We start from the raw sequence: 14,647 nt of genomic DNA, 5'->3' as shown, positions 1-14,647 counted from the left end.
TACAGATGCCCGGACGGGAGGCAGATGGACGAGCAGCGCGACTATGGCGTGACCGTTGACGAGCCACATGGCATCGTTGCGGTGGAAGCGGACGCGATCGCGGGCCGGCAGCTTCGATATTATGACTACTGCATGGCGGCCTTTGCCATCCTGCTGATCTGTTCCAACCTGATCGGAGCAGGGAAGGTTGCCTCGGTGCATGTGCCGGTGCTTGGCATGCTTACGTTCAATGCCGGTATCCTGTTCTTTCCGTTAAGCTATGTCCTGGGTGACGTGCTGACCGAAGTCTATGGTTATGCGCGCGCCAGACGGGTCGTCTGGGTCGGGTTTGCGGCCAGCGTGTTCGCAGCGTGCATGGCGGCCGTCGTGGTGGCGATGCCGCCTTCCGAGGACTGGTCCGGGCAGGCGGCGCTGGCCGAGGTGATGGGGCAGGCGCCGCGCATCTTTGCCGCGTCGATCACCGCCTTCTGGGCCGGAGAGTTTGCCAACGCGTTCGTGCTTGCCCGCATGAAGCTGTGGACAAAGGGAAAATACCTCTGGACTCGCACCATCGGTTCGACGGTTGCCGGGCAGGCGGTCGACAGCCTGATTTTTTATCCGCTGGCGTTCATCGGCGTCTGGGACAACAAGCTGATCCTCACCGTCATGCTGACCAATTACCTGATGAAGGTGGCGTGGGAGGCCGTTCTTACCCCCGTTACCTATCGGGTGGTCGATTACATGAAGCGATCGGAAGGGCTGGATGTGTTCGACGTGGAAACGGACTTCACCCCGTTTCAGATGCGCGTGTGAACGGCGCTCAGTCCTCCCAGTCTCCCAGCAATTTTCGAACCTTGTCCAGCGCCGATTTTTTGATCTGGCAGATCCGCGCCGCCCCCACGCCCAGCACCTGACCGATTTCTTCGAGGTTCAGTTCTTCGACAAAGTAAAGTTGCAGCACCATCGCTTCGCGCTCAGGCAGGCGGGCGATCGATTCGGCCAGCGCACGCTTCAAGTCGCCAGCTTCGAGCCGTTGCAGCGCATCGGGGTCGTCAGACGCAAACCAGATGCTGTGATCTGAATACACCTCGTCGATTGATTCGTAACGAATACCGCGTGTTGTGGATAATTGTTCCTGTAGATCGGTAACAGGGATTCCCATATGTGCGGCAAGTTCCTCGACACCGGGGGCGCGGCCGAGGACCCCTGACAATGCATCACGCGCGGCGTTCAGTTCACGCCTTCGCCGCAGCGCCGATCGGCAGAGCGTTGCCTGTTTCCGAAGCGCGTCGATCATCGCGCCACGGATGCGCACGCTGGCATAGGTGCTGAAGGCGGCCTGGCCGCGATCCTCGAACGTGCGCGCGGCCTCGATCAGCGCGATCATGCCGATCTGCATCAGTTCCTCGACATCCAGCGCCGCCGAAACGCGCCCATGCGTATGCCATGCGATCTTGCGCACCAGCGCAAAGTTCGCGCGGATCAACTGCTCGGGCGTGGCCGCAGTGGCCTGTGTATAGAGACCAAGGCTCAGCGCGACTCTGGCGTCCATGTCTGTTCCTCTGCGTCTGGGTTGATGGTCTTGCCGTCGCCGACGATTGCAATCACCTCGACAGCGCGATGGTCAGGCAGTTCGGCAAAGGCGAGCACGGGAATGCCGCTGGGGCGGAGCAGCCGGAATAACACGCGGCGCGGTTCCGGCTGCGAAATCAAAGCGATGGGTGCGCCAGCGGCTATCGATGCCTGTGCTGCGTCGGTAACCGCCTGCACCAGTCTGCCGGCCAGTCCCGGCTCGAACGGATAGTCCGACTGGGGGGCTGCGCGTTGCGCCGCGACCAGCAGCCCTTCCAGCGCGGGTTCCAGCGCGATCAGATGCAGTTTTCCCGATGCGCTGCCAAGGCCGGCAACGATCAGCCCACCGATCCGCGCGCGCACCTGTTCGGTCAGTATGCGCGGGTCCTGCGTCTGGCCGGATACCTGCGCCAAGGCGGATGCGATGCGATCAAAATGGCGCACCGACACCCCTTCTTCCAGCAGCGCCTGGCAGACCGAGGCCGTCACATGGAGCGGCAACTGCTTGGCGCCAACGCTGGCCGCGAGTTGCGGAGACCGGCTTGCCAATTGTTCGATCAGTGCGTTAGCGTCGTCCTGTGTGAACAGTGCATATGCATGTTGTTTCAATTTGTTGTGAAGATGTGTTCCGACAACGGTTGATGGATCGACAACGGTATAGCCGGCCGCTACCGCCTGTGGCTCGATTGCCGGCTCGATCCAGCGGGCGGCAAGGCCGAACGCCGGATCGCGGACGGCCCGCCCGGCAACTTCCGCAGATATCGCGTCAGTCTCCAGCGCGAGCAGGTCGGCCGGGAACACTTCGCCCTGACCGAGCTCCTCTCCGCCCATGGTGATCCGATAGGCTTGTGGCGCAAGGCCAAGATCGTCGCGGACACGAATCTGCGGCAGAACGAAGCCGAGTTCCTGCGACAGTTGGCGGCGGATGCCGGTGATCCGCGCCATCAGCGGCGCTTCGCCGTCGACCAGCGGAATAAGGCCGTAGCCGATCTCAAGCGTGACCGGTGCGGTTTCGCCGATATCGGCCCACTGAATCGCCGGTTCCGTGGCGGGCGCTGCGTCAGCCACTTCAGCGGAGGTGGGGGCCGGACGGCGGCCGAGCTTCCATGCGACAGCGGCACTTGCCAGTGCTGCCGGGCCGAGCACCGACTGCGGCATGGCCGGGAACAGGGCCAGTACACCCAGCACTGCGGCTGCCGGCCACCATGCCGCCGGCGCCGCAAACTGGCGCCCGAGCTGCAGCGCTAGGCGCCCGTCCTCGCTTGTGCGCGTTACCAGCACGGCGGCAGCGATCGACAGCAGCAGCGCCGGGATCTGCGCCACCAGCGCGTCGCCCACCGAAAGCAGAAGATAGGTGCTGACGGCTTCCGAAAAGGCGAGGCCGTGGCTTGCCATGCCGATCACCAGACCACCGATCACATTGATGAACAGGATCAGGATTCCGGCGACCGCATCACCTTTGACGAACTTCGACGCGCCATCCATCGAGCCGTAGAAATCAGCCTCCGCCGCGACTTCGATCCGCCTTGCGCGGGCCTGATCCGGCGTCAGCATTCCGGCGTTCAGATCGGCATCTATCGCCATCTGCTTGCCGGGAAGGGCGTCCAGCGTGAAGCGCGCGCTTACCTCGGAGACGCGGCCTGCGCCCTTGGCGATGACCGCCAGATTGACGATCATCAGGATACCGAACACGATCAGGCCGACCACGAAATTGCCGCCGATCAGCACCTTGCCGAACGCCTCGATCACGTGGCCGGCGGCGAAAGTCCCCTCGTGGCCGTTGACGAGCACGACGCGGGTGGAAGCCACGTTCAGCGCAAGCCGCAACAACGTGGCGAACAGCAGCACCGTGGGGAAGGCCGAGAAGTCCAGCGGGCGGGCAATCTGCAACACCACCATCAGCATGACGAGGGACAGCAGGATATTGGAAACGAAGAAGATATCCAGCAGAACGGCCGGAATTGGGACGACCATAAGCAGCACAACCGCAAGGATCGCGACCGGCAACAGCGACGCAGACAGCCATGGGCGGGCGGGCGAATTCGCCTGCGCGGCAGGGGCGCCGGCCATCGCTAGGCCCCCATTTCCGCAAGCAGAAGATAGGCAACGCGCGCAGCCTGCGCCGGGGAAACCGGCATTGCGGGCTGCGCGGCCCGCGCCGTCGCATCCAGACTGCTGGGCGAGGACGCTCGTTCGGAACCGCCCACCGCCGGCTGTGCAGAAATTGCCGCCGGTGGTGCGGCATCCTGGCGGCCAGCCTGACCGGCCAGCCGATCGCCCAGCAGTCGGTGGATTTGGCCAAGCGTGCGTGGCTCGCCGTTCGCGTAGAAGATCGCACGATTCGCCTTGGCTGCCGCAGGAAGGATCGACGCGCCCGGCATTTCCGGGGTATCAGCCAGACGCCTGAGAAACCGGACGGCGCCACCCGCCCCCAGAAAATGTGCGAGATAAAGGTCAGTCGCGCCAGCAGCGCGGCCCAGCGCCTGTTCGAGCGTGGCGGCATTATCTGCCATATGTTCGGCCGCCATGTAGCTGGCGATGTGCGGATCGGTGCGGAGCGACAGTGCCTGCTGCTGCGGCAGATCGCCGACGCCCAGCGCCGCGCCATGCCGTTTCAGCATCGAAAGCCACGTGGAATCGATGAACTGGAACAGGCCCGTCGCCGACGATGACGCAGCCCTGGCGGATGGATTGAACCCGGATTCCAGCCGGGCTGTGTTGAACAGTGCGCTGAAATCCACGCCGGCACGGGCAGCGGCGGCCTTGATCACCGGCACGACCGCAGCAGCAGCGCGCGAAGCGCCGGCGGCTTGCGTGATCGCGGGCAGGTGAGGGCCGGAGAGGCCATGCGTCGACATGCCTTACCGATAGCAACCAATGGCTTGCCGGTGCCCGCCAGTCGCTCCATTCCGGATCAATTCCAATGGATAGCGGGCGGTGCACGCATTCCGGCGCACATCTGGCGCAGCGCAGGTGCTCGAACGGGCGGCGACCACCTGACGCGGGGGCTTGACGGCGGAAGTGCAAGCCCCGACTTAGCAGGCATGGACAGCGAACAATTCCAGATGAATCCCCTCGCGGCGCTTGGCGCCACCCTTGCCGGTGCCAACCCGCAGGCGGGGCTGGTTCCGATCGTCATCGAGCAGTCGAGCCGCGGCGAGCGCTCGTTCGACATCTTTTCGCGGCTGTTGCGTGAACGGATCATCTTCGTGAACGGTCCCGTCGAGGACAATATGGCCTCGCTGATCGTTGCGCAGTTGCTCTTTCTTGAGTCGGAAAACCCCAAGAAAGACGTCTTCATGTATATCAACTCGCCCGGCGGCGTGATCACGTCCGGCATGGCGATCTATGATACCATGCAGTACATCCGGCCGCGCGTCGGAACGGTCTGCATCGGGCAGGCGGCATCCATGGGTTCGTTCCTGCTTGCCGCCGGAGAGCCGGGGATGCGAATCTCGCTCGCGAATGCGCGCATCATGGTGCATCAGCCTTCGGGCGGGGCGCAGGGTCAGGCAACCGACATCGAAATCCAGGCGCGCGAGATCATCCGCATCCGAGCGCACATGAACCAGCTTTACGCCAGATTTACCGGCAAGCCGCTGGAAGAAATCGAAAACGCGATGGAGCGCGACAAGTTCATGTCGGCCGAGGAAGCCAAGGCATTCGGCCTCGTCGACGAGGTGATGGAAAAACGGCCATCCCCCGCCGAGGGCGAACTGAAGGCTGCCTGACATTTCCTTTGTGAACCATCCTGAACCGAAAATCAGCCGACCGGCAGCGCGCCTTCATTCGCACTTGCAGCGCACGTCAGGTGCGGTAACATTGGCGTGTGCGGTTTCTGGCGCCGCCGGCGCGAAAGAGAGATCATGACCAAGGCAACCAACGGCGACGGCAAGAACGTCTTCTACTGCTCTTTCTGCGGCAAGAGTCAGCATGAAGTGAAGAAGCTGATCGCAGGCCCCACCGTCTTCATCTGCGACGAGTGTGTCGAGCTATGCAACGATATCATCCGCGAGGAGACGAAGAACTCGCTGGTGAAAACCCGCGACGGGGTGCCGACCCCGCGAGAGATCATGAAGGTGCTCGATGACTATGTGATCGGGCAGACTCATGCAAAGCGCGTGCTGTCGGTTGCTGTCCACAACCACTACAAGCGGCTTGCGCACGGCGCCAAGGGCGCCGAGGTGGAACTGGCCAAGTCCAACATCCTGCTCGTCGGCCCGACAGGCTGCGGCAAGACGCTGCTGGCGCAGACGCTGGCGCGCATTCTGGACGTGCCGTTCACCATGGCAGACGCAACCACCCTTACGGAAGCGGGCTATGTCGGCGAAGACGTCGAGAACATCATCCTGAAGCTGCTGCAGGCCTCGGATTATAATGTCGAGCGGGCGCAGCGCGGGATCGTCTATATCGACGAAATCGACAAGATCAGCCGCAAGGCCGACAATCCGTCGATCACGCGCGATGTCAGCGGCGAAGGCGTGCAGCAGGCGCTGCTGAAGATCATGGAAGGAACGACTGCCAGCGTGCCGCCGCAGGGCGGGCGCAAGCACCCGCAGCAGGAGTTCCTGCAGGTCGACACCACGAACATCCTGTTCATCTGCGGTGGCGCGTTTGCCGGCCTGGACCGCATTATTTCCGACCGCCTGCAAGGCAAGTCGATCGGCTTTGGCGCGCATGTCGCCGCGCCCGACGAGCGGCGGACGGGCGAGGTGCTGCGCCAGTGCGAACCTGAAGATCTGCTGAAGTTCGGATTGATCCCGGAATTCGTGGGCCGTCTGCCCGTTATCGCGACGCTGGAGGATCTGGACGAGCCTGCCCTTATCAAGATCCTGACCGAGCCGAAGAACGCGCTGTCGAAACAGTATGCGCGTCTGTTCGAGATGGAGGGCGTGAAGCTTTCGTTCACCGACGACGCGCTGTCGGAAATCGCCAAGCGCGCGATTGAGCGGCGGACCGGGGCACGCGGCCTGCGCGCCATCCTCGAAGGCATCCTGCTCGACACCATGTTCGAACTGCCCGGCCTTGAAACGGTCGAGGAAGTCGTCATCGATGGCGAGGTGGTGAAGGGCCTGAAGGAACCGGTCCACCTGCTTCGGACAGACAAGGCCGCCTGACGCAGCATAACCGCTGCGCCAGGCAGGCGCGGCGGTTATGCTTCCCGCTGGATCGGGTCCGGCGTGTCGGCCTCTGCGCCGCTTGCCTGCGTTCCGTCTGCTGATTTCGGCGCTGAGCGGGGCAGGGGGGTGATCTGCACCGCGCGCGCCGCATTCACGCCCGACGCACGCTCCAGCGCCTGATCGCGGGGCAGTAACGGTGCCGTTTCCACTATGATGCCATGTTCGCGCAATGCCGAGGCAACCCGCTCGGCGCGCGCAGCCGACTGCGCCCGCGTTTCCCCCGGCACCTGCCGCGCGGCGATGCGGGCGCTGTCGGTTCCCCGCCTGCCAAGCGCCCAGACAGCAGCCGCAATGTCGGCTTCGGCCTGATCGGCGCTGTCTGCTGCGGGTGGCTGGATGTCCGGCAGCGGCCCGGCCGGAGGCATGATCCGCACCGACCATCCGGGGGAATCCGCCGCCAGCCGCTGTTCGGCTAGCATCAGATACTGCAAGGATTGCCCGGCTTCCCCTTGCGCGGTCGCCATGCGCGAAACCGGATCAACCAGCACTTCGGTAACCGGAACACCAGTCACCAGAGCGATGCGCGCAGCCATGTCGGCACGGGCCAGATCGTCGTTTCGTCTTCGGGTTTCCATCGTCCGCGCCCGTTTCAGCTCGGCTTTTCCATCCCCCTGATTGACCAGAACCTGGTTGAGCTGCACCCGCACCGGCACCCGCAACGACTGCGACAACCGCCGCGCCAGATCGGCCTGCGCCATGTCGTGGTGCCGATCGGTCAGAACCGTCGCGTTCAGTATGGTCGATCCGCTGGAAAAATCCGGTTCGAGCGTCACGATCCGGCCATTGCCGCCGAACTCCCGGTCGACGGCGGTGCGCATCGATCGCGTCGCCCACGCTTCCCATGCGATCTGCCGGAGCGACAGGGCAAGCGGCACGGCAAGCGCCAGAAACAGCGCCAGCAGCGCCAGCATCTGGCCGCGCGTCTGCCGCCGCGTCAGGCCATGACCAAAGCCATAGAACCGCGCGACGAGCGCTGCCGAAAGTGCAATGGCGATGAAGTTCGTAAGGAACAGCGTGAAAGAACCGGTCAGCACCGGCATGTTCCCGGTTGCGGCGCCAAAGCCGACGACCGCAAGCGGTGGCATCAGCGCCGTCGCGATCGCCACGCCGACGATCGTTTCGCCCCGGCCACGGATCGTTGCATAACCGCCTGCAAGCGCTGAAAACACGGCGATCAGCAGGTCGAACAGATTTGGGCGCGTCCGGGCGAGGATTTCCGGCGTCATGTCTTTCAGCGGCGAAAACTGAACAAGGGCTGCCGTCAGCGCGACGGCCAGCGCCGCCCCCGCCACCAGCGCCAGCAGCGATCGGCGCGCACCGGTCCAATCGAAGGTTGCCAAGGTGAAGCCAAGGCCGATGATCGGCCCCATCAACGGCGAGACCAGCATCGCGCCGATGATGACTGCCGGCGACGACAGCAGCAGGCCCAGTATGGCGATCCCCGCCGACATCGCCGTCATGAACGCATAGCGTGCAGACCAGGCGGATTCTTCGTGGATCCGTTCCAGCACCGTCGCATGGTCAACGTTGCCAACTACGTTCTGCCGGTGCCAGCGAGTCAGCGCATGCCAGAATGCGGGCCGCCGCGACGGGTCGGCATCAGCCGACGCCGTCCCGGTTGTCAGGTCGGGGCTATCCATACGCCCCGGCTAGCACGCATGGGCGCGCTGCGGAATGATCAGCCTGCTGATACATCCTTTTCGACTGCCGGAAGGTAAATTTCGCTTCCATGCGCGCGGAACTGCTCGCTCATGTCGGCCATGCCCTGCTCGACGACGTCTGCGGCAAGAAAGTCCCCGGCGCTCTGGTTCTGCTTCATAGCGAACTCACGTACTTCGCGGGTGATCTTCATCGAACAGAACTTCGGCCCGCACATCGAACAGAAATGCGCGGTTTTCGCGCCTTCGGCAGGCAAGGTCGCGTCGTGATACTTTTCGGCGGTTTCCGGGTCGAGGCTCAGGTGGAATTGGTCCCGCCAGCGGAACTCGAACCGTGCGCGCGACAGGGCGTCGTCGCGAAGCTGCGCTGCGGGATGCCCCTTGGCGAGGTCTGCCGCGTGCGCCGCCAGCTTGTAGGTCACCACGCCGACTTTCACGTCGTCACGGTCGGGCAGGCCAAGATGTTCCTTCGGCGTCACGTAGCAAAGCATGGCCGTGCCATACCAGCCGATCATCGCCGCCCCGATCCCCGAGGTGATGTGGTCGTAGCCCGGCGCGATGTCGGTCGTCAGCGGGCCAAGCGTATAGAAAGGCGCCTCGCCGCAGGCTTCGAGCTGTTTCTCCATGTTTACCTTGATCTTGTGCATCGGCACATGGCCGGGGCCTTCGATCATCACCTGACAGTCCATGTCCCAGGCGATTTTGGTCAGTTCGCCCAGTGTGTGAAGTTCGGCGAACTGGGCCTCGTCGTTGGCATCGGCGATCGCGCCCGGCCGCAAGCCATCGCCAAGACTGAACGAAATGTCGTAACTGCGCATGATTTCGCAGATTTCTGCGAAATTCGTATACAAGAAATTTTCCTGATGATGAGCAAGGCACCACTTCGCCAAAATCGATCCACCACGTGAAACAATGCCGGTAACACGTTTCGCTGTAAGTGGAATATATGGCAACCGAACGCCGGCGTGGATGGTGAAGTAATCAACCCCCTGCTCGGCCTGCTCGATCAGCGTGTCACGATAGATTTCCCATGTCAGGTCTTCGGCGATGCCGCCCACCTTTTCCAGCGCCTGATAGATCGGTACCGTTCCTATCGGCACGGGCGAATTGCGCAGGATCCACTCGCGCGTGTCGTGAATATTCTTGCCGGTCGACAGGTCCATCACCGTGTCAGCGCCCCAGCGGATCGCCCAGACCATCTTGTCGACTTCTTCGGCGACGGTCGAGGTAACGGCCGAGTTGCCGATGTTGGCGTTGATCTTGACCAGAAAATTGCGGCCGATGATCATCGGTTCGAGTTCGGGGTGGTTGATGTTCGCGGGAATGATTGCACGGCCTCGGGCGATCTCGTCGCGCACGAATTCGGGCGTTACATGCGCGGGAATGCTGGCGCCGAAACTTTCCCCATCGGCTACACGCGCAAGTGCCTGCCTGCGGCCCAGATTTTCCCGAATCGCGACATATTCCATTTCTGGCGTGATGATTCCACGTTTCGCATAGGCCATCTGGGTGATGGCCGTATTGCCCCGCGCGCGCAGCGGATGCATGTTCGGCTTGGGAAAGGGGCGAACTTCACGTTGTCCGCCACGATTTTCCCCGTTGTCTTCTGGCCTTATTTGCCTTCCTTCATAACGCTCGACATCACCACGCGCTTCGATCCAGGCGGTGCGAACCTTTGCAAGTCCCAGATCGATATCGATATTGGCGTCAGGGTCGGAATAGGGGCCAGAGGTGTCATAGACTCGAACCGCAGGCTCATTCGCCGAAGGCTCCAGCGCGATTTCGCGCAGCGGCTCGCGGATGTCGGGATGAGCCTGCCCGGCGACATGGATCTTGCGCGACGCGGGCAACGGCCCCGTCGTCACCTTCAACGACTCGCGGTGCGAGGGAATATCGGCCACGTCTGTCCTCCTCAGGTTCCGGAAGAAAGGCGGGCCACCGGCCGATCCCTCCCTCCGCCGGTGTCAACCGGATCAGGTTCAGCGGGTCGCAGGCTGCTGCCTGCCTCTCAGCCGCACGTCAGCGGCCCCCCGGGGTAACCGCACTCTAGCCCGCTTCAGCGCGTCCGCAAAGAACAAACACGGCGCTTGCGGAAGCGCAGTTTGGCTGCCACGCGGTTTTCAGCATGTTGATCGGTCACAGACAGGCGCGCGAAACATTCCTCGACGCACTCGGGCGGGGGCGGTTGCATCATGCCTGGCTGATCACCGGCACAAAAGGCATCGGAAAACGCTGCTTCGCCGATTGGGCGGCGCTGGAACTGCTGGGTGAAGGCGGGGCATCCACCCGGCAGGATGCGGCAGCGTTGGTGCGTGCTGGCTCGCACCCCGATCATCGCGTGCTGACGCCGCCACTGGAAGGGAAGGGCAGCGCAACCGGCTCGATCGTGGTCGAGCAGGTCCGCGAACTGGCGGACTTTCTGCACAGCCACCCGGCCCTGTCGCGTTGGCGGGCGCTGATCGTTGATTCGATTGACGACATGAATATAAGCACTTCCAACGCGTTCCTGAAAGAACTTGAGGAACCACGCGAAAGAACCGTATATCTCCTCGTCAGCCACGCACCGGCGCGACTGCTGCCAACGATACGCTCCAGATGCCGGACATTGCGGCTTTTTCCTTTGGACGAGGCGGATACACGGCAAGTCCTGCAAGGTCAGGATCCCAACCTCAGCCCCGCCCGGATCGATGAACTGGTTGCCATGGCCGACGGGGCGCCCGGATCGGTGGCCGACCTTGCGGGCGCCGATCTCGGTGGGATCGACCGCGAACTTGGTCGCATTGCGCAGGGCGCCGACCCGCTGCCGCTTGCGCGCAGTGTGCAGCCGCAAAGCGCGTTGCCGCGTATGCGCGCGCTTCTCATGCTGGTGCCGCGCAGGATCGCCGATGCCGCCCGCCGGTGCCCCGATCCGCAGCTTCTGGACCTGTATGCCGAAGCCGATCAGCTTGCGCGCGACGCAGTCCGGCTTGCCTATGACCGGCAGCAGGTGGCAATGGCCCTCGCTGACATCACCGCACGCGCGGGCCGTATCCAGGACATCAGATGAGCCGCTATTTCGTCACTACCGCCATTTCCTACCCCAACGGCAAGCCGCACATCGGCCACGCCTATGAAGCCATCGCCACCGACTGGCTGGCCCGCTTTGCGCGCCTCGATGGACGCGACACCTATTTCCTGACCGGCACCGACGAGCACGGCCTGAAGATCGCGCAAGCCGCCCGCAAAGACGAAGTGACGCCGCAGCAGTTCGTGGACACCATGGTTCAGCATTTCGTCGCCATGTGCGACCGGCTGAACATCAGCCGCGACCGTTTCATCCGCACGACCGACGCCGACCACAAGCGCGTCGTGCAGGCGCTCTGGCAAAAGCTCGAACAGGCGGGCGATATCTATCTCGATCGCTATGAAGGTTGGTATTCCGTCCGCGACGAGGCCTATTACGACGAGGATGAAATCGTCACCGCCGAAGACGGAACGAAGCTTGCGCCCTCGGGAACGGAAGTGACGTGGACGGTCGAGGAAAGCTGGTTCTTCAGGCTGTCGCGCTTTCAGGAGCCGCTACTGAAGCTTTATCGCGATCGGCCCGATTTCATCCAGCCTGGAAACCGCCTGAACGAGATGAAGGCATTCGTCGAGCGAGGACTGAAGGATCTTTCGATCAGCCGGACCAGCTTTGACTGGGGCGTGCCTGTTCCGGGATCATCCAATCATGTCATGTATGTATGGCTCGATGCTCTTACCAATTATCTGACGCCTTCGGGTTGGCCCGAGGCCGGTTGGGAAGCGCGCTGGCCGGCAGACGTACACGTGATCGGAAAAGATGTCGTGCGCTTTCACGCCATATATTGGCCGGCTTTCCTGATGTCGGCGGAGCTGCCGCTGCCCGGAAAGGTGTATGGTCACGGCTTCGTGCTGAATCGCGGGGCCAAGATGTCGAAGTCGCTTGGCAACATCGTCGAGCCGATAGGCCTTGCCGAAAGCTTCGGCGTTGATCAGCTTCGCTATTATCTGCTGCGCGCAATCCAGTTTGGCCAGGACGGCGAGTGGAGCCACGAGGCGATCGGCCGCCGGATCAATGCGGATCTGGCGAACGATCTAGGCAACCTTGCTCAGCGTACGCTTAGCATGATCGCCAAAAACTGTGCGGGCGCCGTGCCGGTGAATGGTCCGGCGACACCTGCCGACGAGGCGCTGCTGGCATCGGTATCCGGGATGTTGGACGAAACGCGCGCCGCCCACGCCGATGTGCGCCCCGATCTGGCGCTCGACGCGATATGGGCGCGCGTGTCGGCCGTAAACGCCTACCTGAACGAAATGGCGCCATGGGCGCTCCGCAAGACCGATCCTGCGCGTGCCGACGTCGTACTCTATCATGCGGCCGAATGCGTCCGGCAGATTGCCCTGCTGGTGCAGCCGGCGATGCCCGAAAGTGCCTCGATGCTGCTGGATCAGCTTGCAGTGGAGGCTGATCGGCGCAGTTTTGCGTCGTTCTGGGATCGGCTGCATCCGGGCACGGCGCTGCCGGCGCCACAGGGCGTGTTTCCCCGCTGGGTTGACCCTGATCTCGCGGCTCAGGCTTCTGGCTGACCGACCTTTTCGGCGTCACCGCCGCCGGTGAAGATGTCGGCCTCGTCCAGGCCATCGGCCTGTGGCTTGCGGTGCGCCAGCGCCAGAATCAGCAGGCCGATGCAGGCTGAAAGCAGCGAGCCGGCATAGACCCCCATCTTCACCGCCAGTTCGGCATCGGAATCGTGGAACGCCAGCTTGCCGATGAACAGGCTCATGGTGAAACCGATACCCGCCACAAAGCCGACCCCCAGTACCGAGGGCAGGGGACCGGGCCGCTTTGCCCGCATCAGCAGGCTTCCGGCGATCGTGCCAAGTGTGATGCCAAGCGGTTTTCCAACAAGCAGGCCAAGGATGATCCCCAGGCCGACGGGATGGCCGAGCGAACTGCCCAGATCGCCGCCAACCGTCGCCCCGGCGCTGGCAAGGGCGAACACAGGCATCACGCCGTAATGCACATAGGGCCGCAGCCGGTGTTCCAGATCGACGAGCAGCGATTCACCCTTGTCGTTGCGCATCGGGATCGCCAGCGCCGCAAGAACGCCCGCAATCGTCGGGTTCACACCGCTCATCTGCATGGCGATCCACATCGGGATCGCCAGCAGCATATACATGCCGTGCCAGTTGCGCCGCAGCCGGGTAAGCACCAGCATCGGCGCATAAAACAGCACGACCAGCCCAAGCCAGCCGGTATGCAGGCTGTCGCTGTAGAAGAATGCGATGATCAGGATCGCAACCAGATCATCTACGACGGCGATCGCCAGCAGAAACACCTTCATCGCCGGAGGCACCCGCGAACCCAGCAACGCGACGACACCCAGCGCAAAGGCGATGTCGGTTGCAGTCGGCACGGCCCAGCCATGGGTGTAGCCGCTGGTTCGATTGAACAGCAGATAGATGATGGCCGGGCACAACACGCCACCAAGCGCCGCAAAAAGCGGCAGCATCGCAGTTGCCCGACTGGACAGCGCCCCTTCCAGCAGCTCGCGCTTCAGTTCCAGCCCGACGTAGAAAAAGAACACTGCCATCAACAGGTTCTTCACCCACCCGGCAAGCGACATCGAGATTTCGATGTTCCGGAAGCTGACGGTGCCCACACTTTGCAGAAAGTCCGACTGGATCGGCGCCCATGCAGAGTTTGCGACAATCATCGCGACTACGGCTGCCGCCAGAAGCACAATGCCGGGCCACGCCTCGGACGGGATTTTCCGTATCAGTTCTGCCATGGCCTCTTGTAACCGCTGGACCAGAGATTGAAACCCACGGCTTCGCCCGCCAAATGACGGCTATGCTGATCGATTCCCATTGCCATCTGAATTATCCGGGCCTCGTCGAGGACGAGGCAGGCGTTGTTAGCCGCGCGCGAGAGGCTGGCCTCTCGGCGATGATCTCGATCTCCACGCGCGAGCGCGAGTGGGGCGACGTGATTGCCGGTGCCGATCGCTACAGGGATGTGTTTGCATCAGTCGGTATCCACCCGCACGAGGCCGACCGGCATCCGGATATCGATACCGCCCGGCTGGTGGCAGCTGCCCGCCACCCCAGAGTCGTCGGCATCGGAGAAACCGGCCTTGACTATTATTACGACAAATCCGACCGCGAACGGCAGCGGCGTTCGTTTCGCGCACATATCGCCGCAAGCCGGGAAACCGGCCTGCCACTGATCGTCCACACGCGCGATGCCGAGGACGA

General features: G+C 63.1%; 12 protein-coding genes and 1 riboswitch. Of the genes, 6 read left to right on the top strand and 6 right to left on the bottom strand.

Annotated features, from left to right (window positions below; genetic code table 11):
• Positions 1-24 precede the first annotated feature (24 nt).
• Complete coding sequence (locus AC16JP_RS05735; RefSeq protein ID WP_484339647.1) at positions 25-792, top strand: queuosine precursor transporter; 768 nt, start codon at positions 25-27, stop codon at positions 790-792.
• A gap of 7 nt (positions 793-799) precedes the next feature.
• Here the strand turns inward: AC16JP_RS05735 and AC16JP_RS05730 are convergent, their stop codons facing one another.
• The 3 genes from AC16JP_RS05730 to AC16JP_RS05720 are packed head-to-tail and all read right to left on the bottom strand — an operon-like array spanning position 800 to position 4,409.
• Entirely contained in the window at positions 800-1,531 is a 732-nt protein-coding gene (locus AC16JP_RS05730; protein WP_484339646.1) for a sigma-70 family RNA polymerase sigma factor, read from the bottom strand.
• The gene (locus AC16JP_RS05725) at positions 1,510-3,621 is read right to left on the bottom strand and encodes a flagellar biosynthesis protein FlhA (RefSeq protein WP_484339645.1); all 2,112 of its coding nucleotides are present in this window, start codon (positions 3,619-3,621) and stop codon (positions 1,510-1,512) included. Before AC16JP_RS05725 ends, AC16JP_RS05730 begins: the two co-directional genes overlap by 22 nt.
• A gap of 2 nt (positions 3,622-3,623) precedes the next feature.
• Positions 3,624-4,409 (bottom strand): transglycosylase SLT domain-containing protein, encoded by a 786-nt coding sequence (locus tag AC16JP_RS05720; protein ID WP_484339644.1) that lies wholly within the window; start codon positions 4,407-4,409, stop codon positions 3,624-3,626.
• 207 nt (positions 4,410-4,616) lie between these two features.
• On the opposite strand from AC16JP_RS05720, the gene clpP reads away from it, so the two are divergent.
• Together clpP and clpX are read left to right on the top strand one after the other, a co-directional pair.
• Positions 4,617-5,282: an ATP-dependent Clp endopeptidase proteolytic subunit ClpP gene (clpP, locus tag AC16JP_RS05715; protein WP_484339643.1), complete on the top strand. Its 666-nt coding sequence runs from the start codon at positions 4,617-4,619 to the stop codon at positions 5,280-5,282.
• Positions 5,283-5,417: 135 nt separating this feature from the next.
• The gene (gene clpX, locus AC16JP_RS05710) at positions 5,418-6,668 is read left to right on the top strand and encodes an ATP-dependent Clp protease ATP-binding subunit ClpX (protein WP_484339642.1); all 1,251 of its coding nucleotides are present in this window, start codon (positions 5,418-5,420) and stop codon (positions 6,666-6,668) included.
• A gap of 35 nt (positions 6,669-6,703) precedes the next feature.
• Here clpX and AC16JP_RS05705 read toward each other — a convergent pair whose 3' ends face one another.
• A complete protein-coding gene (locus tag AC16JP_RS05705) occupies positions 6,704-8,371 on the bottom strand; it encodes a TIGR00341 family protein (protein ID WP_484339641.1) in 1,668 nt (555 codons plus the stop codon).
• A 38-nt stretch (positions 8,372-8,409) separates the two neighbouring features.
• Positions 8,410-10,290 carry a phosphomethylpyrimidine synthase ThiC gene (thiC, locus tag AC16JP_RS05700; protein WP_484339640.1) on the bottom strand — a complete coding sequence of 627 codons (1,881 nt, stop codon included), beginning with the start codon at positions 10,288-10,290 and terminating at the stop codon, positions 8,410-8,412.
• A 32-nt stretch (positions 10,291-10,322) separates the two neighbouring features.
• Positions 10,323-10,432: riboswitch (TPP riboswitch) on the bottom strand.
• An 82-nt stretch (positions 10,433-10,514) separates the two neighbouring features.
• On the opposite strand from thiC, the gene AC16JP_RS05695 reads away from it, so the two are divergent.
• Positions 10,515-11,435, top strand: a complete 921-nt coding sequence (locus tag AC16JP_RS05695; RefSeq protein ID WP_484339639.1) for a DNA polymerase III subunit delta' — start codon at positions 10,515-10,517, stop codon at positions 11,433-11,435.
• Positions 11,432-12,976 (top strand): methionine--tRNA ligase, encoded by a 1,545-nt coding sequence (gene metG, locus AC16JP_RS05690; RefSeq protein WP_484339638.1) that lies wholly within the window; start codon positions 11,432-11,434, stop codon positions 12,974-12,976. The genes AC16JP_RS05695 and metG overlap by 4 nt, the downstream gene beginning before the upstream one ends.
• On the opposite strand, the gene nhaA is transcribed toward metG, so the two are convergent.
• On the bottom strand, positions 12,961-14,181 hold the full coding sequence (gene nhaA / locus AC16JP_RS05685) for a Na+/H+ antiporter NhaA (protein ID WP_484339637.1): 1,221 nt from the start codon (positions 14,179-14,181) through the stop codon (positions 12,961-12,963). The two genes, metG and nhaA, sit on opposite strands and share 16 nt — an antisense overlap.
• Before the next feature lie 62 nt (positions 14,182-14,243).
• On the opposite strand from nhaA, the gene AC16JP_RS05680 reads away from it, so the two are divergent.
• Positions 14,244-14,647 (top strand): TatD family hydrolase (locus AC16JP_RS05680; RefSeq protein ID WP_484339636.1); only part of this gene is annotated, 404 nt, incomplete at its 3' end.

Source organism: Sandaracinobacteroides sp. (assembly GCF_057137845.1).
Note: the sequence above shows the minus strand (reverse complement) of the source record. Positions and strands in the feature narration are given on the sequence as shown.